The organism is Streptomyces albus subsp. albus (genome assembly GCF_000719865.1).
GTDB lineage: Bacteria > Actinomycetota > Actinomycetes > Streptomycetales > Streptomycetaceae > Streptomyces > Streptomyces albus_E.
Genome location: NZ_JOID01000007.1, coordinates 92,692 through 118,742, shown reverse-complemented (window position 1 = coordinate 118,742; position 26,051 = coordinate 92,692). Strand labels below are relative to the sequence as shown.

Genomic DNA, 26,051 nt, shown 5'->3' with positions numbered 1-26,051 from the left:
GCGGTATCCGGAGGCACCGCGAACGGCGGACCGCCCGGTAATGGACCCGGCGGATTAGGGCAGATGTTCGGTACAGTCGGCTGGGATCCCCCGGCCCCCGACCAGCACCGAGGCCCGCCCCATGAGCACCGTCCAGGACAGACCCGAGCCCGCCGTCCCCAGCCCGGAGAACCGTGGGACGGCGGACCGCAAGCAGCGGATACGGCGCCGGCTGGAACGACTGCTGGGCATCGCCGCCACCGAGGGCAACGAGCTCATTCCACTGCGCAACGGCGACCGGATCTTCCCGGCGATGCTGGAGGCCATCCGCTCCGCGGAGCACACCGTCGACATGATGACCTTCGTCTACTGGCGCGGGGAGATCGCCCGCCAGTTCGCCGAGGCGCTCTCCGAGCGGGCCCGGGCCGGCGTGCGGGTACGGCTGCTGCTGGACGGCTTCGGCAGCCGGCCCATCGAGAAGGACCTGCTGGAGATGATGGACCGGGCCGGCGCGGAAGTGGCCTGGTTCCGCAAACCGCTGTGGATCTCGCCGTTCAAGCAGAACCACCGCTGCCACCGCAAGGCCCTGATCGTCGACGAGCGCGTCGCCTTCACCGGGGGCGTGGGCATCGCCGAGGAGTGGTGCGGCGACGCCCGCGACGAGAACGAGTGGCGCGACACCCACGTACGCGTCGCCGGCCCCGCCGTGGACGGCATCGCCGCGGCCTTCTCCCAGAACTGGGCCGAGTGCCACGACCTGCTCTTCGACGAGCGCGACCGGTTCACCGAGCAGGCCGCGCCCGGCGACGCGGTGGTCCAGGTCGTGCGCGGCTCCGCGAGTTACGGCTGGCAGGACATGCAGACCCTGATCCGGGTGGTCCTGGAATCGGCCGAGGAGCACATCCGGCTGGCCACGGCCTACTTCGCCCCGGACGACTACTTCGTCGAGCTGCTGTGTGCCGCCGCCCGGCGCGGGGTCGAGATCGACATCCTGCTCCCCGGGCCGCACACCGACCAGCGCGTGTGCCAGCTCGCCGGACAGCGCCACTACGAGGACCTGCTGGCGTGCGGGGTGCGGATCTGGCAGTACCAGCCGACGATGATGCACGCCAAGGTGATCACCGTCGACGGGGTCGCCTCCCTGATCGGCTCCACCAACTTCAACCGCCGCTCCCTCGAACACGACGAGGAAGTCATGCTCACCGTGCTCGACGAGACGTTCACCGGCAGGCTGACCGCCGACTTCGACGAGGACCTGAAGGTCAGCGAGCGGATGGTGGAGGGCCGCTGGAAGCGGCGCCCGGCGGCCCAGCGGCTGCGCGAGGCGGTCACCGCCCCTGTCCGCCGCTTCCTCTGACCGGGCCGCGGCGGACCGCCGGGTTCAGCCGCGGACCGCGTGGAAGAGACCGCTCATCTCCTCGGCCGTCATCTTCGCCCCGAAGACCCGGGTCCCGGGCTGGTGCCGGCGACCGCCCTGGCCGAGATTCCCGGCGTCGACCGGGTCGAAGCCGATGTCCCGGATCAGGCCCGCGACCACGGCCTTGGCGTCCTGGTCGCTGCCGGAGATCGGGACGGCGAGCCGGTCCGGCGCCCCCTTGGGGCGGCTGCCCGCCCGCAGGTTCTCCCAGTAGACGGCGTTGAACGCCTTCACCACGTTGGCGCCCGTGTGGGCGCGGATCTTCTGGCTGGAGGTGATGCGGTCCCGGTCGAGATCGGGATCGTGCCCGTCCCGCTCGGGGAAGTAGTTGCAGGTGTCGATGACGATCTTCCTGCTCAGCGACGCGGACGGCAGCTCGTGGTATCGCCCGAACGGGATGGACACCACGACCACGTCACCGAACCGCGCGGTCTCCTCGACCGTCAGGGCCCGGGCCCGGGGACCGAGCTCCGCCACCAGGTCCCGGAGTGTCTCCGGGCCCCGGGAGTTGCTGACGGCCACGTCGTAGCCGACCCGGGTGAAGTGCTGGGCCAGGGCGGAACCGATGTGCCCGGCGCCGATGATTCCGATCCGCATAACGTGTCCCTCTCTCGCGGGCTCTCGCAGGTCGCTTCGCTCCGCGGGCACGGGCGATACGTGCCTCCACGCCCGGAGTGCCCGTGCCCGCCCCCCGGAAACCTGGGCCACGGGTCCCCCGGCCGGTCCCAGCGGGCAGCCCTTCTCGGGCGGGCCGTCCCGGGCAGCGCCTCCCGGGCGCGCCCTCCTTGCTCTCCGCCTCTCTCCTCGCCCGGCTCTCCGGGGCGCGGCTCCGCCGCCGTCACCGGCCCGTCGGCGCGGAGCCCCTGAGCCCCGGCCCCTCCGGGCCCCCGAACCCGGAGCCCGAGCCCCCCGGGAGCCGGGCGGAAGCCGGGCGCCCGCTCCCGCCCCCCGGGCCCGGCCAGACGGGAGGCGGCCTCGCCGCTCAGCGGCCCCGGAAAGCGGCAGCGCCGTTCAGGGGCCCCGGAAGGTGGCCCGGTAGGCGCTCGGCGAGACGCCCAGCGCCGCGCGCAGATGCTGCCGCAGCGAGGCGCCCGTACCGAAACCCGCCTCCGCCGCGATCCGGTCCACCGGCAGATCCGTCTCCTCCAGCAGCTCCCGGGCCCGCTCCACCCGGCGCCGCGTCAGCCACTGCACCGGGGTCAGCCCGGTCTCCTCGCGGAACCGGCGGCTGAAGGTCCGTACGCTCATCGAGGACCGCGCGGCCAGCTCACGGAGCGCGATCGGCCGGCCGAGCTGCTCCTCGGCCCAGGCCCGGGCCGGTGCCGTGGACGAGACCCGCGGCTCCGGGACGGGACGCGGCACGTACTGGGCCTGGCCGCCCTCGCGGTGCGGCGGTACGACGGTGTGCCGGGCGAGTGAGGCCGTCACCGCGGCACCGTGGTCGCGGCGGATCATGTGCAGGCACAGATCGATCCCGGCCGCCTCGCCCGCCGAGGTCAGGACGTCCCCGTCGTCGGTGTAGAGCACGCCGGGATCGAGCCCGACGTCCGGGAACAGCTCCCGGAAGCGGGCCGCCGCCTTCCAATGGGTCGTCGCCGGGCGGCCGTTCAGCAGGCCGGCGGCCGCGAGCACGAAGGCGCCGGTGCACACGGAGGCGATTCGCGTCCCGGGCCCGATCCGGGTCAGGGCCGCCGCCGTGGCGGGGGAGAGGCGTCCCGCGGCGTGGACCTCGTCGTCGTCCCGCGAGGCCGGGACGATCACGGTGCGGGCCTCGGCCAGCGCCTCGGGGCCGCAGCCCACCCGGACGGGGAAATCGGCGTCCGTGCGGATGTCGCCCGGCTCGGGCGCGCACGTCACCACCTCGTACAGCGGCTCCCCGTCCGGCGACTCGGCGCGCCCGAACAACTGGTGCACCACGCCGAGTTCCATGGGGATCAGCCCGGGCCGGACGAGGACGGCGACCGGGTGACGGTCCGGGTGACGGAAGACGACCATGGCGCGATCCTTGCACATACCGGCCCTCCGGCCACTCGTTCCGGCGGCATCCCGCCAGCAGAATCGACACCGTGAGCAGGGCGGACACGCCCTGGCCGAGAAACCCGGGAAGCCCGGGAACCCGAAGTCCCAGGAGGGGACCGTCACATGCGAGTGCTGTGGATCCACGCCCACCCCGAGCCGCGCTCCCTGAGCGCCGCTCTCCGCGACGAGGGCCTGCGCGCCCTGCGCGAGCTCGGCCACGAACACCGGCAGAGCGACCTCTACGCCATGGGCTGGAACCCCGTCGTCGACCGCCGCGACTTCCCGGACCACGAACCGGACCGCCGCCTCGTCGTCTCCGCCGCCTCCAGGGCGGCCCACCTCTCCGGGCGGCTGAGCGACGACATCCGCGCCGAGCAGGAGAAGATCCGCTGGGCCGACACCCTGATCGTGCAGTTCCCGCTCTGGTGGTTCGGCCCGCCGGCCATCCTCAAGGGCTGGTTCGACCGGGTCCTCGTCAAGGGCTTCGCCTACGGCGTCAAGGACCCGGCGGGCGGCGGCACCCTGCGCTACGGCGACGGCGGCCTCGCCGGCCGGCGCGCGATGGCCGTCGTCACCACCGGCGGCGGCGCACCGGCCTTCGGCCCGCGGGGCATCAACGGCGACCTGGAGAGCCTGCTCTTCCCGCTGCACCACGGCACGTTCTGGTACACCGGCATGGAAGCCCTCCCGCCCTACGCGGTGTACGACGCGGACCGCCTGGACGGCACCGGGTACGCGGCGGCCGCCGCCGGGCTCCGCGAACGGCTGCGCACCCTGCCGGACGCCGCGCCGATCCCGTTCCGCCGCGAGGCGGGCGGGGAGTACGACGCGGACCACGTCCTGCGCCCGGACGTGGCACCCGGACGCACCGGGGCGGCGGCGCACCGCGCCGATCCGGCCCCGGCCGGCCCCGCGGCCCGGGGCGGCCTCGTGCCGTGCGGCGCGCCGGGGCCGGGCGGCGGGACGGAACCGGCGGGCGGGGCGGGGGCGGTCAGCGGTTCGGCAGCCTGACCACCGTCAGGAAGAACTCGTCGATCTGCCGGATCGCCGAGATGAACGCGTCGAGGTCCACCGGCTTGGTGACGTACGCGTTGGCGTGCAGCTTGTAGCTGCGGAGGATGTCCTCCTCGGCCGCGGAGGTGGTCAGCACCACCACCGGGATGGTGGACAGCTCCGAGTCCGACTTGATCTGCTCCAGGACCTGCCGGCCGTCGTACTTGGGCAGGTTGAGGTCCAGCAGGATCAGGTCGGGCCGGGGCGCCCCGGCGTGGGCGCCGCGCTGGTACAGGAAGTCCAGCGCCTCCTCGCCGTCCTGGACGACGTGCAGCGTGTTGCCGATCTTGTCCTCGAAGGCCTCCCGGGTCATCAGGACGTCGCCGGGGTCGTCCTCGACGAGCAGGACCTCGATCGGGCGGGGGGTGTTCATGCAGTGGCTTCCTCATGGGCGGTGACAGCGTGCGGAACCGCACGGCCGGGGAGGGTGAAGCAGATGCGGGTGCCCTCGGCCCGTTCGGTGTCCAGAGTGATCTGACCGCCATGATGCTCGACGATCTTCTTGCAGAGTGCCAGACCGATGCCGGTTCCGGTATACGTCTCCCGGCCGTGCAGCCGCTGGAAGATGATGAACACCTTCTCGCTGAACTCCGGCGGGATGCCGATGCCGTTGTCGGTCACGCAGAACCGCCAGGTCCCGCTCTCCCCGCTCTCCCCGCTCTCCCCGCTCTCCCCGTCCTCTCTGTCCTCTCCGTCCGTCCCGTCGCCCCCGGACCACTCGGCGGTGATCTTCACCTCGGGCTCACGGTCGGGGGAGCGGAACTTCACGGCGTTGCCGACGAGGTTCTGCCAGAGCATCGCCAGGGTCGTCGGGTCGCCCGTCACCTCCGGCATCGTCTCCGGGCGCTCGATGCGGGCGCCGGACTCCTCGATCGCGGTCGAGAGATTGGCCAGGGCACGGTCGAGGGTCTCGTCGAGCGGTACGGGCCTGCGGTCGTCGTTGACGCGGCCGACCCGGGAGAAGGTCAGCAGGTCGTTGATGAGGATCTGCATCCGCTTCGCCCCGTCGACGGCGAAGGCGATGTACTGCTTGCCGCGCTCGTCCAGCTCCTCGCCGTACCGTTTCTCCAGCAGCTGGCAGAAGGAGGCCACCTTCCGCAGCGGTTCCTGGAGGTCGTGCGAGGCCACATAGGCGAACTGCTCCAGCTCGGCGTTGGAGCGCCGCAGCTCGACGGCCTGCGCGTCGAGGTCGCCGGTCTGCTGGGTGAGGCGGGCCTCGCGGTTGCGCGTGGCCTCCAGCTCCTCGACGATCCGGTGCCGCATGGCCTCCACGGCGAGGGCGACCGCGCGCACGTCGGCGGGGCCGGCCGCGCTGATGCGGTGGTCGAAGTCCCCGTCGGCGACGCGCTGGGACGACTCCCGCAGGGCCAGCAGCGGGCCGCCCACGGTGCGGCGCAGCAGCACCGTCAGTGCGATGGCGGTCAGTACAAAGATGATGATCATGAGTCCGTAGACCCAGTCGCGGGTGGTGCGGGTGGAGATGAGCTCGGCGCGCGCCTCGGCCTTGGCCTCGGCTATGTGCTCGTTCTGCTTGGTGAAGAGCGCCCGCAGCTCCTCGAAGGACTTCCTGCTCTTCTCCAGCTCGGGGGTGTCACCGGTCTCCTGCTGCCCGGCGCGGGTGCGCTTGATGAGCGGCACGGCATGGACGGAGCGCCAGTCGCCGGCCGCCCGCTCGATGGCGGAGAGGTCCTCGGACATCACCCGGTCCGGTCCGACGAGCGACCGCAGCCGTTCGACCGAGCGGCGCTCCTGGGCCCGGCCACCGGTGTAGGGCTCCAGGAACCGCTCGTCGCCGGTGATGACGTAACCGCGGACCCCGGTCTCCTGGTTGAGCAGGGCGCTCTGCAGCTGGTACATCTCCGCGCGGGCCGGCTGGATGCGCTCCACCAGGTCGTTGGACTGCCGCACGGTGCTCGACAGCAGCTGCGCGCCGACGACGGCGCCGCCCAGGACGAACAGCAGCATGACCGAGAGGATCAGCTGGAACCAGCCCTGCACGGTCAGCCGGCGGCCGGTGAGGACCGAGCCGTCCGGACGCGGGGCCCGTGTGGGGGGCGTGGGGGTCACGGGGTCTTCCTCCATCCGACACTGACAACGGCGACGTCGTCGGCCAGACCGCCGTAGTCGGCGGCGGCCAGCTCCGCCCCGTCCACCAGGGCGTTGACGAAGTCCTGCGGACCCAGCCCGGCGCAGGCCTCGCCCGCCGCGAGCTCGCAGAGCCCCTCCTCGCCCAGGCGTTCGCGGCCGGGACCGGTCCGTCCCTCGAACAGCCCGTCCGTGAACACGACGACCTCGGCCCCCTCGGGAAGCGGGAGTTCGGTCTCCGGCCAGCCCGCCGCGCCCAGGCCGAGGCCCAGGGCGGGGCCGCCCGGGGGCTCCACCAGCTCCACCTCGCCCCGCGTGCGGATCAGCAACCCCGGATGGCCGGCGCGGACCACGCGCAGGCTGCGCCGGTCGGGCGGGAAGGTGAGCGTCGTGAAGGTGACGAAGACGGGGGAGTCGGCCCGCTCCGCGACGGTGATCTTCTCCAGGAGTTCCGCCAGGTCGCTCCCCTCGGTGCCGCACAGCACGGCCGTCCGCCAGGCGACGCGCAGGCAGACGCCGAGCGCCGCCTCCGCCGCGCCGTGCCCGGAGACGTCACCGATCACGGCGCGCACCGTGCCGTCCGGGGTCTGCACCACGTCGTAGAAGTCGCCGCCGAGGAGGGCCTGGGCGCGGCCCGGTTCGTAGCGGGCCGCGACGACGAGGTCGTCGGTGTGCAGCAGCGGCGTGGGCAGCAGGCCGCGCTCCAGACGGGCGTTCTCCTGCGCGCGGAGCCGGCCGGCCTGCAGATCCGCCGCGGTCTGCTCGACCTGCTTGCGCTGGACGGCGTAGCGGATGGCGCGGCCGAAGAGTTCGGACTCCAGCGCGCCCTTGACCAGGTAGTCCTGTGCGCCCGCGGCCACGGCGGCGAGACCGGCCTCGCCCTCGGCGCGGCCGGTGAGCACGACGACGGCCGTGCTGGGCGCGGCGTTGAGGATCCGGGTGACGGCGGTCACGCCGTCGGCGTCCGGGAGGTGCAGGTCGAGCAGGATGCAGCCCGGCATCAGCCGCGCCCCGGCCAGCCACTCCTGGGCCTCGGCCAGCGAGCGCACCCAGGTCAGCTCGGTGCGGATGTCGCTGTCCGCGAGGAGTTCCTCGACGAGCAGGGCGTCGCCCGCGTCGTCCTCCACCAGGAGGAGGGACTCCGGGTCGCCGCGCCAGCGCGGCCGCGCCATGCCGGCGGTGCCGAGCATCTCGGTCGTCACGCCGCCCGTGCCGCTGCCGGGCACCGGACGAGGACTCGGCACATCCTTCGTACCGCTCACAACCCCCACCCTCCGCCCACCGGGCTGTCCGTACGTCTGCTGGACAATACTGTCCGGTCCTCCTTGCCACCAGGAAGGTGTCCCCTTTAGTGGCCTATGTGTGATTTTTTCCATATTCGGGTTTCGCCGGGCATGCACAGATGGTGACGCCGGCGGTGCATGCCCGGCCGCGGTGGTGGCCTGGTCCCGCCCGGCCCGGCCGGGTCCGGTGGTCGCAACCTCTTCGCCGGATCCCCCCGTCATGTTCACGCCATAGTGATCTATCACGAGGAGACTCCTGAACACCCGAACGCAGGTTCGGGCGTGTCGGGAGTCTACGCGCGTTGCGCGTCAGACGGCCGGCACGGACTCCGAGCAGAGGACGGATATGTCCCCCACCCGTGTCACCCGCTGGAAGCAGCTGGCTCTGCTGGTCGGCGGCCTGTCGATCGCCGTCACGGCCACCCAGGCCACCGCGGCCGTCACCCCCTCCGGCACCGGCACCGCATCCCAGGCCGCCACCACCGTCACCGCGTACGACGACTCCTACTACCAGGGCGCGCTCGGCGAGACCGGCCAGGCGCTCAAGGACGCCCTGCACGGCATCATCAGCGACCAGACGAAGCTGTCCTACTCCCAGGTCTGGGACGCGCTGAAGGCCACCGACGAGGACCCGGCCGACTCCTCCAAGGTCGTCCTGCTCTACACCGGCCGCTCACAGAGCAAGTCCGAGAACGGCGGCGACGCCGACGAGTGGAACCGCGAGCACGTCTGGGCCAAGTCGCACGGGGACTTCGGCACCACGACGGGCCCGGGCACCGACATCCACCACCTCCGCCCCACCGACGTCACCGTCAACAGCACGCGCGGCAACAAGGACTTCGACGAGGGCGGCTCCGAGGTCGGCGAGGCCCCCGGCAACTACACGGACAGCGACTCCTGGGAGCCGCGCGACCAGGTCAAGGGCGACGTGGCCCGGATGCTCTTCTACATGGCGGTGCGGTACGAGGGCGGTGACGGCTTCGCCGATCTGGAACTCAACGACCAGGTGGGCAACGGGTCCAACCCGCTGATGGGACGGCTGTCGGTGCTGCTGGAGTGGCACGAGCAGGACCCGCCGGACGCCTTCGAGAAGAACCGCAACGAGGTCATATACGCCGACTTCCAGCACAACCGCAACCCGTTCATCGACCACCCGGAGTGGGCCGCGTCGATCTGGGGCTGAATCGTTCCGTCGCGGTGCTGACCGCTGACCGCTGACCCGGCGTCGCCGGCCGCGGCCCCGCCGGCCGGCGGGGCCGGTGCCGGAGCTGTTCCGGCACCGGCCCGGCTCAGGGCAGCACCGCGCGGCACTCCGCCCACGCGGCCTCGCTCAGCAGCGGCCGGAGCCGGGTGAGGAGTGCCGTCAGCTCTGCACCCCGCTGCCGGCGGAACTCCGGGCTCACCCGGGCGATGTCCAGCTCGTTGGCGGCCGTCAGCTCCGCGAAGTCGCGGAGCCGGCGCGCGGCGGGGGTGAAGACGCGGCCGGAGAACCGGTCGCGGAACAGCGGCGGGTCGTCCATGAGCGCCGGATACGAGGCCTTCCGGTCGCAGCTCGCGTAGAAGTACACCAGCCCCTCCGCCTCGGCGCCGATGGCCGCCGCGAGCTGCGGGCGGCGGGCGAGGGGCAGCAGCGCGGCGGGGAAGCCGTCCGTCCCGTACAGGGCGTGGCAGAGCCCGGCGAGCCGGAGGGCGGGCCGGGCGCCCCAGTCGCCGAGGAGTTCGCCGACCCGGCGGACGTGTTCCAGCAGCGACCCGCCGGGATGCTCCATCTCCCCGGCGCCGAGGGCGCGCAGCAGAGTCATCGCGTGGGTGGCACCGGTCAGGACGGGCATGCCGATCACCTCTCCCCGTATCCAGGGCACGGCGGGTCGGCACCCGGCCCCGTGGCCGTCGCAGCGATCCGGGAAGGTCTGCGCGGCGCGGGGCGGGTTGCCGCCCGGGCCCGGAACCATCGTCGGGCGGCCCAACTCCCAAGTCAATCCTAGGGTTTCCTTGCAGAGATCCCAGGTCTAGCTTGGGTGGAGTGACACTCGACGATCTCCGCACCTTCGTCGCGGTCTGCGAGGCGGGCAGCCTCAGCGCGGTCGCCCGCGACCAGCACCGCACCCAGTCCGCGGTCAGCCAGCACGTCAGACGGCTGGAACGGGAGCTGGGGCTCGGCCTGCTGGAGCGCCGTCCGCGCGGCGTCACCCCCACCCACGCCGGGCGCGTCCTGTACGCGGCCGCCGCCGAGGGCATCGGGGGCATCGACCTGGCGCTGCGCCGGCTCCGTGAACTGCGGGACGGGGAGGCCGGATCGCTGCGGATCACCACCGGCGCGACCACCGTCCGCCACTTCATGGCCGAGGCCGTCGTGGCCTACCGGGAGCGCTATCCCGGGGTGAGCCTGGAGTTCCAGACGGAGAACTCCAGCCGCGGCTGCTTCGCGGCGCTCGCCGCGGACGACGCCGATCTGGCGTGGATCACCATCGGTCCCCCCGTGCGCGGCATCGAGCAGCGGCCCGTCGTCGAACTCCCCTGGGTGCTCGCCGTACGGGACGACGACCCGCTCGCCGGGAAGAGCGCCGTCGGCCCGGGCGACCTGGCCGGAATCCAGCACATCCGGCTCCCCGGGAACTCCACCTCCGGCTCCCGGCTGGACACTCAACTGCCCCGGCTCGGTGTCCCGTCGGCGTCCGCGACGAGCGTGGCCGACTGGGACACGGCCGTCCTCCTGGCCGAACTCGGGCTGGGCCACGCGCTGGTGCCGGCGATGCCCGGGCCGCCACCGGCGGGGCGGGTCCGGCTCGTCCCCGTCCCGGCTCTGCCTCCGCTGTCGGTCGGCTGGGCCGTGCGGCAGTGGGACGCGCTGAGCCCGCTCGCGCGCGCCTTCGCCGATGCCGTGGACCGGAGCCTGGCCGCACGGCCGCGACCGGGCGCGGAGGCGGGAGGGGCCGCGGGGACGGAACCGGACCCGGGGGCGGGAGAGGGCGCGGGGCCGGGGGAGGGGGCGGAGCGGCAGGCCCTCCCGGGCCCCGGCGCGGCCGTGCCGTCATGAAACAAAGGCGTTACGCGCAAGGGGGTTCGGTGCGGGGACCCGCTGAGGTAACGTTCGCATAACAGCACCGCGGGTGGCCGCTTCCGGCGGGCAATCGCGTGTGCGACGGGGGAAGGGGCGCTCGGAGAGCCGATCGCCTTTCTCGTCCCTTTTCCCACGAAGGCGTGGAGGAGATGCCGGATGCTGATGGCGCACCCGACCGTGCTGCGGAATCTGCTCGAACACTACGAAGCCCTGCGGGCGTTGGCGAAGGAGCAGGTCGTCGCTCCGCACATCCACCGCCAGATGCAGGACACCGCCTACACGCTGTGCGTCTCCACCGGTGCCCGTGACATCGACCAGGCCCTGGCGGAGGCCCGCCGCCGGCTCGACGACGAACTCGCGGCGGCCGCCCCGTAGCCCTCCGGCCGCCGCGAAGCCGCCGGCCGCCCGGGCGGGTCAGGAGCCGGACGCACCCGGGGCGAGGAACTCCGTGAGCGCCGGGTACCAGCGGGAAGCGATCTTCTGGTCGCCGGAGGCGCTGGGGTGCACCCCGTCGTACGTGTCGGCTCCCGTGTCGAAGCCGGTCCACTGGTCCACCACGACCACGGGCGACTCCGGGGTGCTGATGCCGGAAGCCCACCGCGGGATCCGGTCGTTGAGGTCCCGCACCCGCTGGGCGCACTCCGGGCAGCTGCCGGGATTCATCGGGATGATCTGGGCGACCAGCACCTTCATGCCCGGGTTGCTCGCCCGCATCTGCTGGACGAGCGTGGTGTACGCGGCCAGGATGCGGTCGGGGGCGATGTTGCTCCAGACGTCGTTGGTGCCGAAGTGCATCAGCACGATGTCCGGCCGGGTCGCGGCAAGCCAGCCGGGCAGCTGGTTCCCGTCGGCGACCCGGGTGACGAGCGCTCCGCCGTGCCCCTCGTTCTCGCCGTCGTAGGGCTGCCCGCAGCCCTGGGGGCCGAGCGTGCCCACGAAGTCGACCGATGTGTAGCCGGTGCTGCGCAGCTCGTTCCAGAGGACGGAGCGCCAGCAGCCGGGCGAGCCGGTGATGGAGTCGCCCAGCGGCATGATCCTGGTGGCGGCGGCAGCCGTCTCCCCGTCCGCGGTGGCCGTCCGGGCCGCGGAGGAGGCGGAGGCCGCGTCCGCCGGCGCGGGTGCGGCGGCTCCCGCCACCTGAGGGGTGAGGGCGAGCGCGAGGGCCAGGGCCGATCCGGCCGTGACCGCCCGGAGAGGGGTTCTGCGCATGGTGATGGTGCCTCCTGCCGTGCCGTGGGGGGCGGTGGGGGGCGGGTGAAGGGCCCGGTGCGACTCCGCTCGGGAACCGTGCCGGGCCGCTTGCCGCACCTCGGGTGTGAGCGTGCGCGGGGCGCGCGAGGAGGCCGCGCGCCCCGCTGTGCGGTCCTCGGGTCGGACCGCCTGACGGTCGGGGGCGGACCGTCAGGCGGGGCACTATGGGTGTGGGAGCGCTCCCATGGTTGATGGTTCATGACAACCTTGTCAACCCCCTCGTCCCGAGCGGTGGCGGCGGCGCGGCCCGGCGGATTGAGCGCTCCTCCTGCGGCTGACGGACTGATGGACGGGTGAACTGCCGGGCCGGGCGCGCCGGGGCGCCCGGACGCGCGGTGTGCCGGCGGACCGGTGCGCGGGGCTCAGCTCTCCTCGGGGCGTCCGCCCGCCGCCCGGTCCGCCTCGCCGGTGTCTGGCCGCCGGCCTTCACCGTGCCCCGCCTCGTGCCCGTCCCGTCCCTCCCGGATCTCCCGCGTCTCCTCGGGCCCTTCGGGCTCCTGCCAGTGCGGTGTCTCCTCCGGCTTGTCGAAGGAGCGGGCGACCACGACGTCGGTGGAGGAGTGGGCGAGGACCGAGAGCACGATGGTGAGCGCCACCAGGTGGAAGACGAGATCGGCCTCGGCGAGCCCGGCCTCGAGCACCAGCAGGGCGTAGACCACCGAGGCGAAGCCCTTGGGGCCGAACCACATGGCCGCCGCCTGTTCGCGGCGGGTCAGATGGGAGCGGGCGAAGGCGACGGCCAGGGCCACCGGCCGGACCAGCACCAGGGCGAGCACGGCGAACACCCAGCCGCTCCAGGAGATCTCGCTCAGGAACTCCACCGAGATCAGCGCGCCGAAGACCAGCAGGGCGGCCAGTTTGAGCAGTTCGGCGACGAGCTCGCCGAACTCGTCGAAGGCCTTGCGCTGCCGGGGTCCGAGGGTGGCCACCGTCACGCCCGCCGCGAAGGCGGCCAGGAAGAGGTTGCCGTGCAGCACCTGGCCCAGCCCGAGGACGACCAGGCCGATGGCGAAGGCGTTGAGCGGTTCGTAGGCGGCCGAGGCGGCGAAGAAGCGGGTTCGCTCCAGCAGGATGGCCAGCCAGGGCACGGCGACGCCGATGACGACGCCCAGGGCGAGTTCGGTGGCCAGCTCGTCCAGATGGAGATCGTCGGACCCCTCGGAGACGCCGAGGAAGAGGATGACGAAGGGCAGCGCCAGCCCGTCGTTGATGCCGGACTCGACGTTCAGCACATGCCGCAGCCGCGCGGGGACCTTCTTGTTGCCGACGAGCGCGGCGGCGAAGACCGGGTCGGTGGGGGCCAGGATCGCGCCGAGGAGCAGGGCCTCCGGCCAGTCCAGGCCCACGACGTAGTGGGCGAGAGCGGCGGTGAGGCCGAGAGTCAGCGGGAGGCCCCAGCCCAGGGCCCGGCCGGGCAGCCGCCAGGCGGAGCGCAGATCGGACCAGCCCACCTTCATGCCGTCGGTGAACAGCACCGCGAACAGCGCCAGTTCGGCGAAGTTCTCGACGAGCGGGGAGTCGGCCGTCAGCTGGAGGACACCGGTGGTCTCCTTGCCGAGGAGGAAGCCGGCGACCAGGAACAGCGCGGCGGTGGAGAGGATGGTGCGGTGGGCCAGACTGGACACCAGGACGGCGATCAGCAGCACCACGGCGAAGGCGAGCAGCACGGCGACTCACTCCTTGATCGGCTCGGCGCGGGTCAGCGTACCGCCGGGCGGACCGGCGGACCGGAGCGGGGCACTGTGGCGGTGGGCGCGGTGCGGAGCCCGGAGCGGGTGGGAGCAGCACGGCCGGTCAGTCCGGCGGGGGCGCGGTGTCCTCCCGGTCGAGCCGCCCGCCGAGTTCGTCCACGACCAGCCGGCCGCGGTCCACGGCCCCCGTGCGGTAGGCGGTGCGGCCGACGATCTGCCCGGTCACCGGCACCGTGACCAGCTGGAAGAGGGCGAGCAGCAGGAGGACGAGGCCGTGGGCCACCGGCACCTGAAGAGCGGAGCCCAGCAGGATGAGCAGCACGCCGAGAGTCTGAGCCTTCGACGCGGCGTGCAGCCGGCAGACGGTGTCCGGGAACCGCAGCAGCCCGATGGCGCCGAGAAGGGAGAACGTCGCCCCGGACAGCAGGAAGACGGCGGAGAGGACGCCGAGGACGGTGCTCACCGCATGCCCTCCCTGCGCTCGATGAGGTTGGCCGCGGTGACCGATCCGATGAAGGCCAGGATCGCCAGCAGCAGGAGGACGGGAAGGAAGGAGCTCTCGTCCCGGGCGGCGACCCCCACGGCGGTGCCCGCGACGAGCAGCGTCAGCAGCATGTCCAGGGCCACGATGCGGTCCAGCGCGACGGGTCCGCGCACCAGCCGGACCAGCGTCGTCAGGGCGGCGGCCGACAGCAGGGCCGTGGTGACGGCGAACACGGTGCTCACGAGGTCTCCTCACCGGGGCGTGGTGCGCGGCTCCGTTCATCCGCCCCGGTGCGCGCCAGCGCCCAGCACACATGGTGCTCGGCCCGGAGCACCTCCCGGCGCCGCAGCTCGGTCTGGCGCGCATCGCCCGCCGGCAGCGCGTGGACGTACAGCAGCCGGCGGTCGCGGTCGATCTCCAGCACCAGGCTTCCCGGCGTCAGCGTGGCCAGCGAGGCCGTGGCGGCGATGAGCAGGTCGGTGTCGGCCCGGAGCGGGATCTCCACGACCGCCGCCGTGGTGCGCGGCCCGTACCGGAGCACCTGCCAGGCCACGGTGATCCCGGACTGGAGAAGGTCGGCGAGCATGTAGCCGAGCAGGCGCACCAGCCGCCACGGCCGGACCGGCACCCGGGGCAGCAGCGGGGGCAGGGCGAAGCCGCGGACGACCGCGGCGGACAGCAGCGCCCCGCTGAGCAGGACCGCCGGGCGGACCGACCCCCAGAGAACGGCCCACAGCACCAGCAGCCAGCAGAAAAGGGGCAGTTGGTCCCGCGCTCGGGACAGGATCCGGTGGACGGTCAAGGGGTGTTCGCCTCCGTGACGAGTACGGCCGAGCGGTAGGTGTCCCGGTGCAGAAGGTCCTCGGCGGCCCGTTCGCTGAGCCGCGCCAGCGGGCCGGCGAGCACCGCCAGGGCCACCCCGGTGAGGGCCATGCCCGCGGTGGCGGCAGCCATCAGCCGGGGCGGCCGGTGTGCCGGGGCCGGAGCCCGGGGAGCGTCCCGGTCGCGCGGACCGGTCCGGGAGGCCCCGGGGAAGGCGCTGCGCCCGAGCCGCGCCATCGCGGCCAGCGTCAGCAGGCTGCTCAGCAGCGCGGCGACGACGAGCGCGTACGCGGCGGCCCCGCCGTCCGCGACCCCGGCCCGCAGCAGCGCCAGTTTCGCCACGAACCCCGACAGCGGCGGGATCCCGGACAGGCTGAGCGCCGGCAGCAGGAAGAGCAGCGCGAGCAGCGGCGGAGGCGGGGCGCGGCCCTCCATCCGGCGCAGGGCGGGGGTGCCCGCCCCGCGCACGATGAGTCCGGCGACCAGGAACAGCGTGGCCTGGACGACGATGTGGTGGACGACGTAGAGGATCGTGCCGGTCAGCCCGGCGACGCCGGACAGCGCCAGGCCGAACAGCATGAAACCGATGTGGCTGACCAGGGTGAAGGAGAGCAGCCGGTTGATGTTGTCCTGCGCGAGCGCGCCCAGGATGCCCAGCAGCATGGTGACGGCGGCGAGGACGGCCAGCGGGACCCAGGTCTCCTCGCGGGGGAAGAGCAGCGTCTGGGTGCGCACCATGGCGTACACCCCGACCTTGGTGAGCAGCGCCGCGAAGACCGCGGTGATCGGCGCCGGGGCGGTGGGGTAGCTGTCCGGCAGCCAGAAGTGCAGCGGCACCATGGCCGATTTGATCCCGAAGACCACGAGCAGCAGCAGGCTGAGGGCGGTGCGCGGCCCGGCGGGGAGCGCGGCCGCCCGCTCGCCGAGCTGGGCGAGGTTCACCGTCCCCGTGGCCGCGTAGACCAGCGCGATCGCGGTGATGAACAGCAGCGAGGACGTCAGGCTGATGAGGACGTAGGTCATGCCGGCCCGGGTCCGCTGCGTTCCGGCGTTCAGGGTGAGCAGCACGTACGAGGAGCCGAGCATGACCTCGAAGGCCACGAACAGGTTGAACAGGTCCCCGGTGAGGAAGGCCAGCCCGACCCCGCCGGCCAGCAGCAGATACGCCGGGTGGAAGGCGGACGCCACCCGGCCGCGCCGCTCGGCGGTGCCCTGGCCCATGGCGAAGAACAGGACGGCGAGGGTGACCAGCAGCGAGACGGTCAGCAGCAGCGCCGACAGGCGGTCCGCGACCAGGGTGATGCCCACGGTCGCCTCCCAGCCGCCGACCGGCAGTACCAGAGGGCCCCGCCGGTCGGCCAGGACCAGCAGCGCGAACGCGGCGGCCAGGACGGTGACGAGCACCGCGGTGCTCAGCGTCCGCTGGGCCCACAGGTGCCGGCGCAACGCGATGGACAGGCCCGCGGCGAGGAGCGGCAGGACCACCGGCAGGGTGAGCAGCAGGTTCACGGGTTTCCCTCCGCCGGGTGGCTCCCCGTCCCGCCGGTCCCGTCCGGTCCGCCGGCCGTGGAGGGCCGGGACCCGGAGGCCCCCGGCCATCCCGCCCCGGCTGCCGGCGCCGCCGGCCGGGCGCGTTCCCGGGCCGTGCCGATCCGCCGGTCCTCCACGTCGTCCCGCACCTCGTCGTGGCCGGTCAGCCACCAGGACCGGTAGGCCAGGGCGAGCAGGAAGGCCGTGAGCCCGAACGTGATCACGACGGAGGTGAGGGCCATGGCCTGCGGCAGCGGATCGGCGTACCGCCCGGGCTCCGCCGCACTCCCGTCCGTCAGGGGCGGCTCTCCCGGACGTCCCGCCGAGAGCAGCAGCAGATTCGTGCCGTGTCCCAGGAGGATGAAGCCGAGCACGATCCGCATCAGCGACCGCTGCATCATCAGCAGAAAGCCCACGGCGAACAGCCCGCCGACCACGACGGCGAGGACGATGTCGGGTGTTCTCACCGGGTGAGGTCTCCTTCCGCCGACTTCCGCGTCCGCCGCGGGGCGGGAGCGAGGTTCGTGCCCAGGGCCGACAGCAGCTTGAGCGCGACCCCGAGCACCAGCAGGTAGACGCCCACGTCGAAGAAGAGCGTGGTGGAGAACTTCAGGTCCCCCAGGAGCGGCAGGCGCGTCTTCACGAGGAAGCCGGTCAGGGGTTCGGCTCCGAGGAAGGCCGGTACCAGGCCGGACCCGGCGGCCAGGGCCAGTCCACCGCCCGCGACAAGGCCGGCGTCGACCCGCACGGCGGCTCCCAGGCCGTCCCGGCCGCTCACGACATAGCGCAGGACGCACGCGAGGCCCGCCACCAGGCCGCCCGCGAACCCGCCGCCGGGGTGGTTGTGCCCGGAGAACAGCAGGAACACGGAGACCACCATGAGGGAGGGGAAGGTCAGCCAGGTGCCGGTCTCCAGAAGCAATGACCGTTCGCTGCCCGGCAGTTCGCTTCCCCCGGGCACCCAGTGCTCGCGGGGTTCGTCCCACTGGGCCGTCGGCGCGGGCGCGGCCCGGTCACCCGGTTCCCGGCCGGCGCGGACCCCGCCGCCCCCCGTGCGGCCCGGCCCGGCCTCGTCCCCGACCGGCCGCCGGACCCCCGCCAGGCTCACCACTCCCAGCGCCGCGACCAGCACCACGGCGATCTCCCCGAGGGTGTCCAGGGCCCGGAAGTCCACGATGATCGCGTTGACGACGTTGTGGGCACCGGTCTCCGGCAGCAGGCGGACGTACTCCCCGACGGCCGCCGGAGCCCGGCGGGCACCGGCCGCGGTCAGGGAGAAGAGACCGACGAGGACCCCGACGGCCGCGGCCAGCGCCCCCTGCAGGACCCTGGTCCACAGAGCCGACCGCTCGGGCGTGAAACGGGCCGGCATCCGGCGCAGCACGAACACCATGACCACCAGCGTCAGCGTCTCCACCAGCAGCAGGGTGAGGGCCAGGTCCGGAGCGCCGCGGAGCAGGAACAGCCCGGCCACGCCGTAACCGACCGCTCCCGTCAGCAGCACCCCGGTCAGCCGGTGCCGGGTCGCCGCCACCGCAGCGGCCGCGGCCAGGACGACCAGGGCGAGCGGCAGTTGTACGGGCGAGGTCCACAGCCTGACCCCGCCCGGGCCCGTCCCGGCGATGGCCAGGGCGGCCCCCGGCAGGACCAGCACGGTGCACAGGAGCACCGTCAGGTAGACGGGGAGCGAGCCGACCTGGGTGGAGCGCGCCAGCCGCAGCGCCAGCGTGCCGGTCGCGCGGGCCGTCCGCCCGTACGCGCGCTGGGAGTCCGGCAGCCGCACGAGGGTCTTCCAGCGCGGGAGCGTCCCGCGGACCCGCTCGCGGTCGGCCGCGTACAGCGCGGCTCCCAGCAGCAGCGTCAGCACGGACAGTCCCAGGGCGGGGGTGAGACCGTGCCAGAGGGCGAGCTTGTACGGGCCCTCCGGGCCGGCCGGGTAGCCGTCCGCGTAGGCGCGCGCGGGGGCCGCCATGCCCTGGTACCACAGGCCCAGGGCCGGACCCGCCGCCGACAGGAGCGCCGCCGGGGCGAGGAAGCCGCGGGCCGGCCGGTCCGGGACCACCGGCTCCGCCCACGGCTTGCGGGCGAAGGCGCCCCACAGAAACCGGCCGGCGTACGCCACCGTGAGGACGAAGCCCAGGACCAGCCCGGCCACCACCGGGAGGCCGCCGCCGGTCTCCGTGCCGTGCAGGAACGCCTCGTAGCCGGCTTCCTTGCCGAGGAAGCCCAGCAGCGGCGGCACACCCGCCATGGAGAGGGCGGCGAGCAGGGCCGCGGCGAACACGCCGGGCATGCGGCGGCCCGCGCCGGAGAGTCTGCGTACGTCCCGCGTGCCCGCCTGCCGGTCCAGGATGCCGGTGACGAGGAAGAGCGCGCTCTTGAAGGCGGCGTGCGCCGTCAGCATCACCACCCCGGCCATCGCGGCCGTGCGGGTACCGGCACCGAACAGCACCATCAGCAGGCCCAGTTCGCTGATTGTGCCGTAGGCGAGCAGCCTCTTCAGATCCGTCTCGCGCAGGGCCCGCCAGGCACCCAGGACCATGCTCAGCAGCCCGACGGCGAACACCGCCGGCCGCCACGGGGGGACGTCGGCGAAACCGGGCGCGAACCGTGCCACCAGGTACACCCCCGCCTTGACCATCGCGGCGGCGTGCAGATAGGCGCTCACCGGAGTGGGCGCGACCATGGCCGCGGGCAGCCAGCCGTGCAGCGGCATCTGGGCGGACTTGGCGAACGCGCCGACCAGCAGCAGCACCACCGCCACCGTCACCGGGGTGCCGCGCGGCGGGTCGGCCAGGATGCCGGAGATCCGGTAGGTGCCCGCGGCCTGCCCGAGGACGACGAGTCCCGCCAGCAGGGCGAGCCCGCCCGCGACGGTCGTCAGCAGCGCCTGCTCCGCCGCCCGGCGGCGCTCCCGGGGGCGGTCCGGACCGGCGATGAGGAAGTAGGACGCGACCGTGGTCAGTTCCCAGAAGGCGTAGAGCACGAAGAGGTTGTCGGCGAGGACCAGGCCCGTCATGGCCCCGGCGAAGGCCAGCAGCAGCCCCGCCTCCCGGCCGGTGTCCCGTTCGGTGTAGTACGCGCTGTAGGCCAGGACGGCCGCCCCCACCCCGCTGATCACCCACACCATGAGCAGGGACAGGGCGTCGAGCCGCAGGTCCAGGCTCAGTCCCAGGGAGGGCGCCCAGGCGAGGCTCTCCCGCACGGGCGTACCGCGGAGCACGTCCGGCGCCCGGACGGCGCTCCACACCAGGGCCGTCAGGAGCGGCAGCGCCGCGATCACCCAGACGGCGCGTCCGGCGCGGCGGGCCGCCCACGGAAGCGCCGCCGCCGGCACGGCGTGAGCGGTCAGCAGGAGGAGCACGGCCGGGACCACTCCTCCGGTACGGGGGGACGGCGGACGGGGCCGGCCGGAAGGGTCCGTCCGGGGGACGGGAAGACGCGGCGGCCGGCCGGCCGGGCACGGGAGGCCGGGGACGGGGGCACGGAGGACCGGTGCCCGGGGTGCCCGGTGGTGCGGTCGCCCGCTCGTGCCATGCGCCAGTCCTCCAGAGGCGGTCCGTTGGCGGTCCGCTGACGGTTCGTCGGCGGTGCCGGGGCCGGCGGCCCCGGCACCGCCGGCCGGGTGCCCGCCGGAACGCGGAAGACCTCCGGACGCGTCAGGCGCCATCGGCGCTTCCGGAGCACCCGGCCGGCTTCCGGCGACGGGCCGACGGCCCGGGGCGGTGATCGTCGCGGCGGCCCTGATCACCGTCCCGGGAACACCGTAAGTCGCGGACCGGTGCGCTCGGCCCGCACGGCGCCGCACGGCGCGGCGCGGGGCGGTCGTACCGCACGGGGCTGGGGCGGTCGCAGCAAGCGTTTGCTCCCCGTCCGGTCTGCCCGTTGTGGAGCAGCGGAGGTCGGGGGCGATATCACGGGAATGTCCCCTGGTCCACAGCAACTGGCCCGTCATCGGGGCTGATTGACGCTCCGGGGGCCGCTTGCTACGTTCCGGGGCGGCGTGAAAGCGCTTCCTCGGCCGCCACGCCGAACGCTCCCTCACCCCCCACCCGACTCTCACCCGCTCCGAAAGGAGACGTGGTATGTCTTCCACACCGCGAGGACGACGCGGAACGGCCCTGGCCGCCACCGGAACGGCCCTGGCCGCGCTGATCGGTCTGCTCGTCGCCACACCCGGACAGGCCCGCGACACCGGCGCGGCGGCGCCGGCCGCCCCCGCTGCCGCCGCCGCACCGGCCGCCGACTGCGGCACCGGCAGCTACCAGGCCGAGGCCGTCCGCAACGGCAACACCTGGACCGCGCCCGGCTACAGCGGCACCGACATGCTCTCGGCGATGCGCGCGGCCGTCGGCAGCCTGTCGCCCGGCCGGACCTCCAAGCAGCGGGTCGTGGTCCGGGGCTCCGGCTCGATGAGCGCCGGGTCCCGGCTCTCCCTGCCGAGCTACACCGTGCTCGACGTCTGCGGGACCATCAACGTGACCGGCTCGGGCTCGGGGGACCAGGCGCCGGTCTACGCCCGCGGCGCCCGTGACGTGGAGGTCCAGCACCTGACCCTCACCGGCGCCCCGCTGTACGGCATCTTCCTGCGGAACGTCGAGAACGTGACGCTCGGCCAGATCGACATGCGCCTCTCCGGCGGCCTGGGCGTCCGCATCGACAACCACGGCGACCGCTCGGTGCGCTCCCGCAACATCCGCATCGACAACGTCTACGTCTCCGGGACCGGCGCGCACGGCGTCGAGACCTACGGTGTGGACGGACTGACGATCGGCACCGTCACCGCCCGCGACACCGGCTACTCCGGACTGCTGCTGAACGACACGGTGAACGCGACCGTCGGGACGGTGGACGCCGACGGCGCCGGGACCGGCACCGGCTACGCGGCCTTCCGGATGGCCAACCGCAACGGCCGCATCGGTGACGGCTACCCGGTCAACGTCCGGGTCGGCCAGGTCATCGCGCGGGGCGGCGGACGCGGCGTCTTCTGCGTCTCGGAGAGCGGCGGCGCCGTCATCGACCGGGTGGACATCGCGAACACCGGAAGCAACGCCATCCTGATCGAGAACTGCTACAACGTGAACATCGCGGCCCAGGGCGGCACCGTCTCCGGACCGGGCGACATCCGGATCGCCGCCCGCTCCGAGTTCGCCAACACCCGCGACATCACCCTGCAGAACCTGACGGTCACCAACTCGGCCCTCAGGGAGAGCCCCTGCGGCTCGAACATCACCTACCGCAACCTCAACCTCGTCAACACGAGCCGGAACACCTGTTCTTAGCGGCCGGGACCGGGGGCTTCCCGGAGCTCTGACGGGGGGCCGTCCGGCCGCGGGCCGGGTGGCCCCCCGGTGCCACAATGCGCCGGCGGTGCCCTCGTGCCCGCCCGCGCCGCGCACCGCCGTCCGCACCGCCGCCGGCCCGCCACCGCGCCGCACCGCGGCCGGGGCGCCGCCCCGCGCGCATCGCGTCCGTCGTACCGTCGTTCCGCAACGCCATGACATCCACCCCGCGGACCCGGCCGCCACCGGCCGGAGCGGCCGCAGAGGAAGAGGAGACACCATGGACGACACGGGCGACGGGATCAGCGTGTTCATCACCGGGTCGGCGGACGGCATCGGGCGCGAGACGGCGGCGACACTGGCCGCCGCGGGGCACCGGGTGGTGCTGCACGCCCGGAACACGGTGCGCGCGGAGGAGGCCCGCGCGGCGGTGCCGCAGGCCGCCGGCGTGGTCGCCGGCGATCTCGCCTCGCTGACGGGCACCCGCGAACTGGCGGAGGCGGCGGCCGCGGCGGGACCCTTCGATGTGGTGATCCACAACGCGGGCGTCGGCGGGGGAGCGGCCTGGCGCAGTGTCACCGAGGACAAGCTGGAACGCATCTTCCAGACGAACGTGTTGGCCCCTTACCTCCTCACCGCACTGATGCCGAGGCCCCGCCGGCTGGTGTACCTGACCTCCGGACTGGAGGCGGACGGCACCGCCGACCTCGACGACCTGCAGTACGAGCGCAGGCCGTGGGACGGCATGAAGGCGTACTCGGACTCCAAACTCCTCGACGTGGTCCTGGCGTTCGCGGTCGCGCGCCGCTGGACCGGCACCCTCAGCAACGCCGTCGACCCGGGTTGGATCCGGACCCGGATGGGCGGGCCCAACGCCACCGGCGGCCTGCCGGAGGGCGCGGAGACCCAGGTGTGGCTGGCCACCGGCGAGGACCCGGCCGCTCGGGTGACGGGCCGTTACTTCAAGCGGCGGCAGGAACTGCGGGCCAACCCGGCCGCGTACGACCTGGGAGTGCAGGACGGACTGCTCGCCGCCTGCGCGGAGCTGACGGGAGTGGAGCTCCCGGCCGGCTGACGGCGCCGGGGGCGGGCGGGCACGGGTTCGGGGGCGGGCGCCGCACCTGCGACCCCCGCCCCCCGCCCCGGGTGGCCGGGAACGCGCGCCGCCCGGGGCGGCTGCGGCGTCGCCCGCCCGCCGGTGCGCCCCCGCCCGCACCGGGCCGTACCGGCGGTGCCGGGCGGTTGCCGACGGTGCCGGCGGTGCGGGCGGTGCCGGGAGACGCCCGGAGGCGTCAGCGCGTCGCGAAGGAGACCCGGTGCAGCTGTCCCGGCAGGTCGTTGGCGACGTACAGTTCGCCGTTCTCGTCCTCGCCGAAGCTCGTGACCTGGGTCGGGAACTCCCCGATCTCGGCGTTGGCGTAGCCGTCGGGGCCGGGCCGGATGCCCCAGACGGTGGAGGAGCAGTAGTCGGTGGCCAGATACGTGCCGCCGGCCAGTCCGGCGTACTCCTCGCCCCGGTAGACCGGCCCGCCGATCACCGAGCAGCCGGCGACGGAGGACGGGTAGCTGAACACCGGGTCGGTGTAGTCGGCGTCCGGGTCGCACTGGTCCGCGTTGAGGACTTCCGGACCCTCCATGCAGGACCAGCCGAGGTTCGCCCCGCCCTCGTCGGCGGCCAGGTGGTCCACCTCCTCCCAGCTGCCCTGGCCCACATCGCCGATCCACAGCGAGCCGTCGGCCTCGTCGAGGGAGAAGCGCCAGGGGTTGCGCAGACCGTAAGCCCAGATCTCGGGCCGGGCGCCCGGGCGGTCCACGAAGGGGTTGTCCTCCGGCACACAGGAGGCGGCGGCCCCCGCGCGGCAGTCCGGGCCGACGTCCAGCCGGAGGATCTTGCCGAGCAGGGTGTCCAGGCGCTGCCCGCTGTCGAACGGGTCGCCGGAGCCGCCGCCGTCGCCGATGCTCCAGTACAGGTAGCCGTCGGGGCCGAAGGCGAGATGGCCGCCGTTGTGGTTGGAGTACTGGTCGTGCTCCTGGGTGAGGAGCTCCTCCACACCGCCCTCGCGGACGTCGATCCGGGCGAGGGTGACGGCGTTGTCGGAGCTGCGGGTGTAGGCGGCGTAGAGAAGCCGGCTCTCCTCGAAGTCGGGGGCCGGGGCGATCCCCAGCAGTCCGCGCTCGTTGTCGTTCGCGTTGACACGGCCGGTGAGGTCGAGCAGGGGTTCGGCGGCCAAGCCGGTATCCGGGTGGTAGACGCGTACGGTGCCGGCCTTCTCGGTGATGAACAGCCGGCCGGTGGCGTCGTCGGGGGAGGCGATGGCGGTGGGGCGCCGCAGACCGGCGGCCACCTGGGTGGTGCTGACGGTCAGATCCTCCAGCGGCGCCGGCTCGGCGGCGGCCGGGAGGCCGGTGGCGGCCGCGCGCTCGTGCTCGCGGTCACCGAACTGTGACTCCGCCGCCCAGCTGACCGGTGCCACGGCGGCGGTCAGCGTGACGGCGAGGATTAAGCGGCCGATCCGCTTTCCTCGGGACATAGCGACTCCTGGGGAGGTGGGGGGTGCCTCGTGACGGCAGGCTTCTCGTCCGGTCCGCCGGCGGTCCCGGGCGCGGTGGGGCGCGACAGCCCGGGTGGGAGCGTTCCCAGCGGCCTGGTTCACTGTGCCACGGCGGTGGCCCGCGGTACAGGCCCGGATTCCCGGGCCGGTCCGTCCCCCCGGCCGGCCGCGGGACCGCCGGGCACGGGCCCCGCCGGGAGGCCGCCCGCCGCCGGGGCGGAGGCGCGGAGGGAACGCGCCGGCCGCGGGGCCGCCGGTGCCGTGCTGTGCCGGGGGACGAGGCGGGTGGACAGCTCGGTGCGGGGTGACTCCGGACGCTCCCCGCGCATCATCCCGGCCAGCAGCCGTAGCGCGGCCGCGGCCATCGCGGAGAGCGGCCGGCGCACCGTGGTCAGGCCCGGTGACGCCCAGCCGGCCTCCGGCAGGTCCCCGAAGCCCACGACGCTGAGGTCCGCGGGGACCCGTAACCCCCGGACGGCCAGGGCCTCGTAGGCACCGAGGGCCATCACGTCCGAGCAGGCGAACAGCGCGGTGGGCGGCTCCGGCAGGCCGAGGAGGGCGAGCGTCCGCCGCCGCGCGCAGGCCCGTTCGGATTCCCCGTGCCGTACGTACTCGGGCCGGGGCGTGACGCCCGCCGCCGCCAGGGCCGCGCGGTGGCCGGCCAGCCGGGCGTCACCGCGCGGTGTGCCGGGACGGGCGGCGAGGACCGCGATCCGGCGGTGGCCCAGGGCCAGCAGATGGCCGGTCGCCACCGCCCCGCCGCGCTGGTCGTCCGTGCCGACCTGCACGGTGCCGGGCGGCGGACGGAGCGCGGGATCGATGAGGACGTACGGAATGCCGTGGCCCTCCAGCCAGGCGTACTGGCGGGGGCTGAGCCCGGGCAGATGGAACAGCACCCCGGCGGAGCCGCGGGCCGCCAGCCTCTCCGGCCACCCGGGTCCCGCCCGCCGGCCGTCCGGCCCGCCGGGCCCGTCCGCCACCGAGACCACCACCTCCAGCCCCGCGTCGCGCGCGGCCTCCATGACGCCGTGCAGCACCGCGCCCGTGCCGGGGCCGTCGGGGGAGCGCACCACCAGATCGACCATCGCGGGCCGCGCCTTCGGCGCCCCGGCGCGCGGACGGCGCACATAACCCAGCCGCTCCAGCACCTCGGTGACGCGGCGTCGGGTGTCCGGGGCCACATCGGCGCGGCCGTTGAGGACCTTGGAGGCGGTCGGCACCGACACCCCGGCCTCGCGGGCGATCACCGCCAGGGTCGGGCCCGCGGCGCTCCCGGTACGAGCCATCGCTTTCCCCTTCCGCTCCACGGCCTCGCGGATCACACTCAGGACAGCCCGAGTCCCCCCGCGGTACCGGCCGGGCAGCGGCCGGCCACCACTGTAGATCGCGCCGCGTCACCGCAGAAGACCGATGTCCCAGCGGATGAGACGGGCCGGGGCGCGGGCCCGGCGGTGCGGCGGGGACGGGTATTCCGAAACTTTCGCCGTCGTCCATAGGGCTGACCGGCAATCATCAGAAGCCCTAACATTCCAACAAAATCGA

The 26,051-nt window shown here is 73.9% G+C and carries 22 protein-coding genes and 1 pseudogene; 7 read left to right on the top strand and 16 right to left on the bottom strand.

Annotation, left to right across the window (positions count from 1 at the left end):
• The first annotated feature begins 121 nt into the window (after positions 1 to 121).
• Positions 122 to 1,336, top strand: coding sequence for a phospholipase D-like domain-containing protein (locus tag IF83_RS0108235; RefSeq protein ID WP_030543410.1), 1,215 nt, complete (start codon positions 122 to 124; stop codon positions 1,334 to 1,336).
• Positions 1,337 to 1,360: 24 nt separating this feature from the next.
• On the opposite strand, the gene IF83_RS0108230 is transcribed toward IF83_RS0108235, so the two are convergent.
• Both IF83_RS0108230 and IF83_RS0108225 read right to left on the bottom strand, forming a co-directional pair.
• The gene (locus tag IF83_RS0108230) at positions 1,361 to 2,044 is read right to left on the bottom strand and encodes an NADPH-dependent F420 reductase (protein WP_279617212.1); all 684 of its coding nucleotides are present in this window, start codon (positions 2,042 to 2,044) and stop codon (positions 1,361 to 1,363) included.
• 363 nt (positions 2,045 to 2,407) lie between these two features.
• Positions 2,408 to 3,391, bottom strand: a complete 984-nt coding sequence (locus IF83_RS0108225) for a GlxA family transcriptional regulator (RefSeq protein ID WP_030543408.1) — start codon at positions 3,389 to 3,391, stop codon at positions 2,408 to 2,410.
• Positions 3,392 to 3,538: 147 nt separating this feature from the next.
• Between IF83_RS0108225 and IF83_RS0108220 the strand changes: the two genes are divergently transcribed.
• On the top strand, positions 3,539 to 4,426 hold the full coding sequence (locus IF83_RS0108220; protein WP_078843284.1) for an NAD(P)H-dependent oxidoreductase: 888 nt from the start codon (positions 3,539 to 3,541) through the stop codon (positions 4,424 to 4,426).
• On the opposite strand, the gene IF83_RS0108215 is transcribed toward IF83_RS0108220, so the two are convergent.
• From IF83_RS0108215 to IF83_RS0108205, 3 genes are read right to left on the bottom strand one after another with little or no spacing between them, the layout of a single operon-like run.
• Positions 4,407 to 4,841, bottom strand: a complete 435-nt coding sequence (locus IF83_RS0108215) for a response regulator (protein ID WP_030543406.1) — start codon at positions 4,839 to 4,841, stop codon at positions 4,407 to 4,409. The two genes, IF83_RS0108220 and IF83_RS0108215, sit on opposite strands and share 20 nt — an antisense overlap.
• Positions 4,838 to 6,535 carry a sensor histidine kinase gene (locus IF83_RS0108210; RefSeq protein WP_394297306.1) on the bottom strand — a complete coding sequence of 566 codons (1,698 nt, stop codon included), beginning with the start codon at positions 6,533 to 6,535 and terminating at the stop codon, positions 4,838 to 4,840. The genes IF83_RS0108215 and IF83_RS0108210 overlap by 4 nt, the downstream gene beginning before the upstream one ends.
• Positions 6,532 to 7,743 (bottom strand): PP2C family protein-serine/threonine phosphatase, encoded by a 1,212-nt coding sequence (locus IF83_RS0108205; RefSeq protein ID WP_051722600.1) that lies wholly within the window; start codon positions 7,741 to 7,743, stop codon positions 6,532 to 6,534. The genes IF83_RS0108210 and IF83_RS0108205 overlap by 4 nt, the downstream gene beginning before the upstream one ends.
• Positions 7,744 to 8,182: 439 nt before the next feature.
• Between IF83_RS0108205 and IF83_RS0108200 the strand changes: the two genes are divergently transcribed.
• Entirely contained in the window at positions 8,183 to 9,019 is an 837-nt protein-coding gene (locus IF83_RS0108200) for an endonuclease I family protein (protein WP_030543403.1), read from the top strand.
• Positions 9,020 to 9,125: 106 nt separating this feature from the next.
• Here the strand turns inward: IF83_RS0108200 and IF83_RS0108195 are convergent, their stop codons facing one another.
• Positions 9,126 to 9,668 carry a DUF6817 domain-containing protein gene (locus IF83_RS0108195; protein ID WP_030543402.1) on the bottom strand — a complete coding sequence of 181 codons (543 nt, stop codon included), beginning with the start codon at positions 9,666 to 9,668 and terminating at the stop codon, positions 9,126 to 9,128.
• A 191-nt stretch (positions 9,669 to 9,859) separates the two neighbouring features.
• Here IF83_RS0108195 and IF83_RS0108190 point away from each other — a divergent pair, with 191 nt between their 5' ends.
• Together IF83_RS0108190 and IF83_RS0108185 are read left to right on the top strand one after the other, a co-directional pair.
• Positions 9,860 to 10,873, top strand: coding sequence for a LysR family transcriptional regulator (locus IF83_RS0108190; protein ID WP_030543401.1), 1,014 nt, complete (start codon positions 9,860 to 9,862; stop codon positions 10,871 to 10,873).
• Positions 10,874 to 11,053: 180 nt separating this feature from the next.
• Positions 11,054 to 11,272, top strand: coding sequence for a DUF5133 domain-containing protein (locus tag IF83_RS0108185; protein ID WP_030543400.1), 219 nt, complete (start codon positions 11,054 to 11,056; stop codon positions 11,270 to 11,272).
• Positions 11,273 to 11,317: 45 nt separating this feature from the next.
• Here the strand turns inward: IF83_RS0108185 and IF83_RS0108180 are convergent.
• The 8 genes and pseudogenes from IF83_RS0108180 to IF83_RS0108145 form a co-directional block, all read right to left on the bottom strand.
• Positions 11,318 to 12,106 (bottom strand): annotated as a pseudogene (locus IF83_RS0108180) (SGNH/GDSL hydrolase family protein); the annotation flags it as partial.
• Between the two features lie 404 nt (positions 12,107 to 12,510).
• Positions 12,511 to 13,815 carry a cation:proton antiporter gene (locus tag IF83_RS0108175; protein ID WP_078843281.1) on the bottom strand — a complete coding sequence of 435 codons (1,305 nt, stop codon included), beginning with the start codon at positions 13,813 to 13,815 and terminating at the stop codon, positions 12,511 to 12,513.
• Positions 13,816 to 13,942: 127 nt separating this feature from the next.
• Positions 13,943 to 14,302, bottom strand: a complete 360-nt coding sequence (mnhG, locus tag IF83_RS0108170) for a monovalent cation/H(+) antiporter subunit G (protein ID WP_030543397.1) — start codon at positions 14,300 to 14,302, stop codon at positions 13,943 to 13,945.
• Positions 14,299 to 14,565, bottom strand: coding sequence for an MrpF/PhaF family protein (locus IF83_RS0108165; protein ID WP_030543396.1), 267 nt, complete (start codon positions 14,563 to 14,565; stop codon positions 14,299 to 14,301). Before IF83_RS0108165 ends, mnhG begins: the two co-directional genes overlap by 4 nt.
• Positions 14,562 to 15,125: a Na+/H+ antiporter subunit E gene (locus IF83_RS0108160; protein WP_051722572.1), complete on the bottom strand. Its 564-nt coding sequence runs from the start codon at positions 15,123 to 15,125 to the stop codon at positions 14,562 to 14,564. The genes IF83_RS0108165 and IF83_RS0108160 overlap by 4 nt, the downstream gene beginning before the upstream one ends.
• Positions 15,122 to 16,654, bottom strand: a complete 1,533-nt coding sequence (locus IF83_RS0108155; protein ID WP_030543394.1) for a Na+/H+ antiporter subunit D — start codon at positions 16,652 to 16,654, stop codon at positions 15,122 to 15,124. The genes IF83_RS0108160 and IF83_RS0108155 overlap by 4 nt, the downstream gene beginning before the upstream one ends.
• The gene (locus IF83_RS0108150) at positions 16,651 to 17,142 is read right to left on the bottom strand and encodes a Na(+)/H(+) antiporter subunit C (RefSeq protein WP_078843279.1); all 492 of its coding nucleotides are present in this window, start codon (positions 17,140 to 17,142) and stop codon (positions 16,651 to 16,653) included. The genes IF83_RS0108155 and IF83_RS0108150 overlap by 4 nt, the downstream gene beginning before the upstream one ends.
• A complete protein-coding gene (locus IF83_RS0108145; protein ID WP_078843297.1) occupies positions 17,139 to 20,039 on the bottom strand; it encodes a Na+/H+ antiporter subunit A in 2,901 nt (966 codons plus the stop codon). The genes IF83_RS0108150 and IF83_RS0108145 overlap by 4 nt, the downstream gene beginning before the upstream one ends.
• Positions 20,040 to 20,760: 721 nt before the next feature.
• Between IF83_RS0108145 and IF83_RS0108135 the strand changes: the two genes are divergently transcribed.
• Together IF83_RS0108135 and IF83_RS0108130 are read left to right on the top strand one after the other, a co-directional pair.
• A complete protein-coding gene (locus IF83_RS0108135) occupies positions 20,761 to 21,957 on the top strand; it encodes a right-handed parallel beta-helix repeat-containing protein (protein ID WP_037679138.1) in 1,197 nt (398 codons plus the stop codon).
• 280 nt (positions 21,958 to 22,237) lie between these two features.
• Entirely contained in the window at positions 22,238 to 23,032 is a 795-nt protein-coding gene (locus IF83_RS0108130) for an SDR family NAD(P)-dependent oxidoreductase (protein ID WP_030543389.1), read from the top strand.
• 217 nt (positions 23,033 to 23,249) lie between these two features.
• Here the strand turns inward: IF83_RS0108130 and IF83_RS0108125 are convergent, their stop codons facing one another.
• Complete coding sequence (locus IF83_RS0108125; protein ID WP_030543388.1) at positions 23,250 to 24,488, bottom strand: PQQ-dependent sugar dehydrogenase; 1,239 nt, start codon at positions 24,486 to 24,488, stop codon at positions 23,250 to 23,252.
• A gap of 119 nt (positions 24,489 to 24,607) precedes the next feature.
• Entirely contained in the window at positions 24,608 to 25,795 is a 1,188-nt protein-coding gene (locus IF83_RS0108120) for a LacI family DNA-binding transcriptional regulator (RefSeq protein ID WP_078843278.1), read from the bottom strand.
• Positions 25,796 to 26,051: the final 256 nt, after the last annotated feature.

Coding starts and splice junctions, on each gene's coding strand:
- IF83_RS0108235 (WP_030543410.1), top strand. CDS start 122: ATGAGCACCGTCCAGGACAGACCCGAGCCCGCCGTCCCCAGCCCGGAG.
- IF83_RS0108225 (WP_030543408.1), bottom strand. CDS start 3,391: ATGGTCGTCTTCCGTCACCCGGACCGTCACCCGGTCGCCGTCCTCGTC.
- IF83_RS0108220 (WP_078843284.1), top strand. CDS start 3,539: ATGCGAGTGCTGTGGATCCACGCCCACCCCGAGCCGCGCTCCCTGAGC.
- IF83_RS0108215 (WP_030543406.1), bottom strand. CDS start 4,841: ATGAACACCCCCCGCCCGATCGAGGTCCTGCTCGTCGAGGACGACCCC.
- IF83_RS0108205 (WP_051722600.1), bottom strand. CDS start 7,743: ATGCTCGGCACCGCCGGCATGGCGCGGCCGCGCTGGCGCGGCGACCCG.
- IF83_RS0108200 (WP_030543403.1), top strand. CDS start 8,183: ATGTCCCCCACCCGTGTCACCCGCTGGAAGCAGCTGGCTCTGCTGGTC.
- IF83_RS0108195 (WP_030543402.1), bottom strand. CDS start 9,668: ATGCCCGTCCTGACCGGTGCCACCCACGCGATGACTCTGCTGCGCGCC.
- IF83_RS0108185 (WP_030543400.1), top strand. CDS start 11,054: ATGCTGATGGCGCACCCGACCGTGCTGCGGAATCTGCTCGAACACTAC.
- IF83_RS0108135 (WP_037679138.1), top strand. CDS start 20,761: ATGTCTTCCACACCGCGAGGACGACGCGGAACGGCCCTGGCCGCCACC.
- IF83_RS0108130 (WP_030543389.1), top strand. CDS start 22,238: ATGGACGACACGGGCGACGGGATCAGCGTGTTCATCACCGGGTCGGCG.
- IF83_RS0108125 (WP_030543388.1), bottom strand. CDS start 24,488: ATGTCCCGAGGAAAGCGGATCGGCCGCTTAATCCTCGCCGTCACGCTG.
- IF83_RS0108120 (WP_078843278.1), bottom strand. CDS start 25,795: ATGGCTCGTACCGGGAGCGCCGCGGGCCCGACCCTGGCGGTGATCGCC.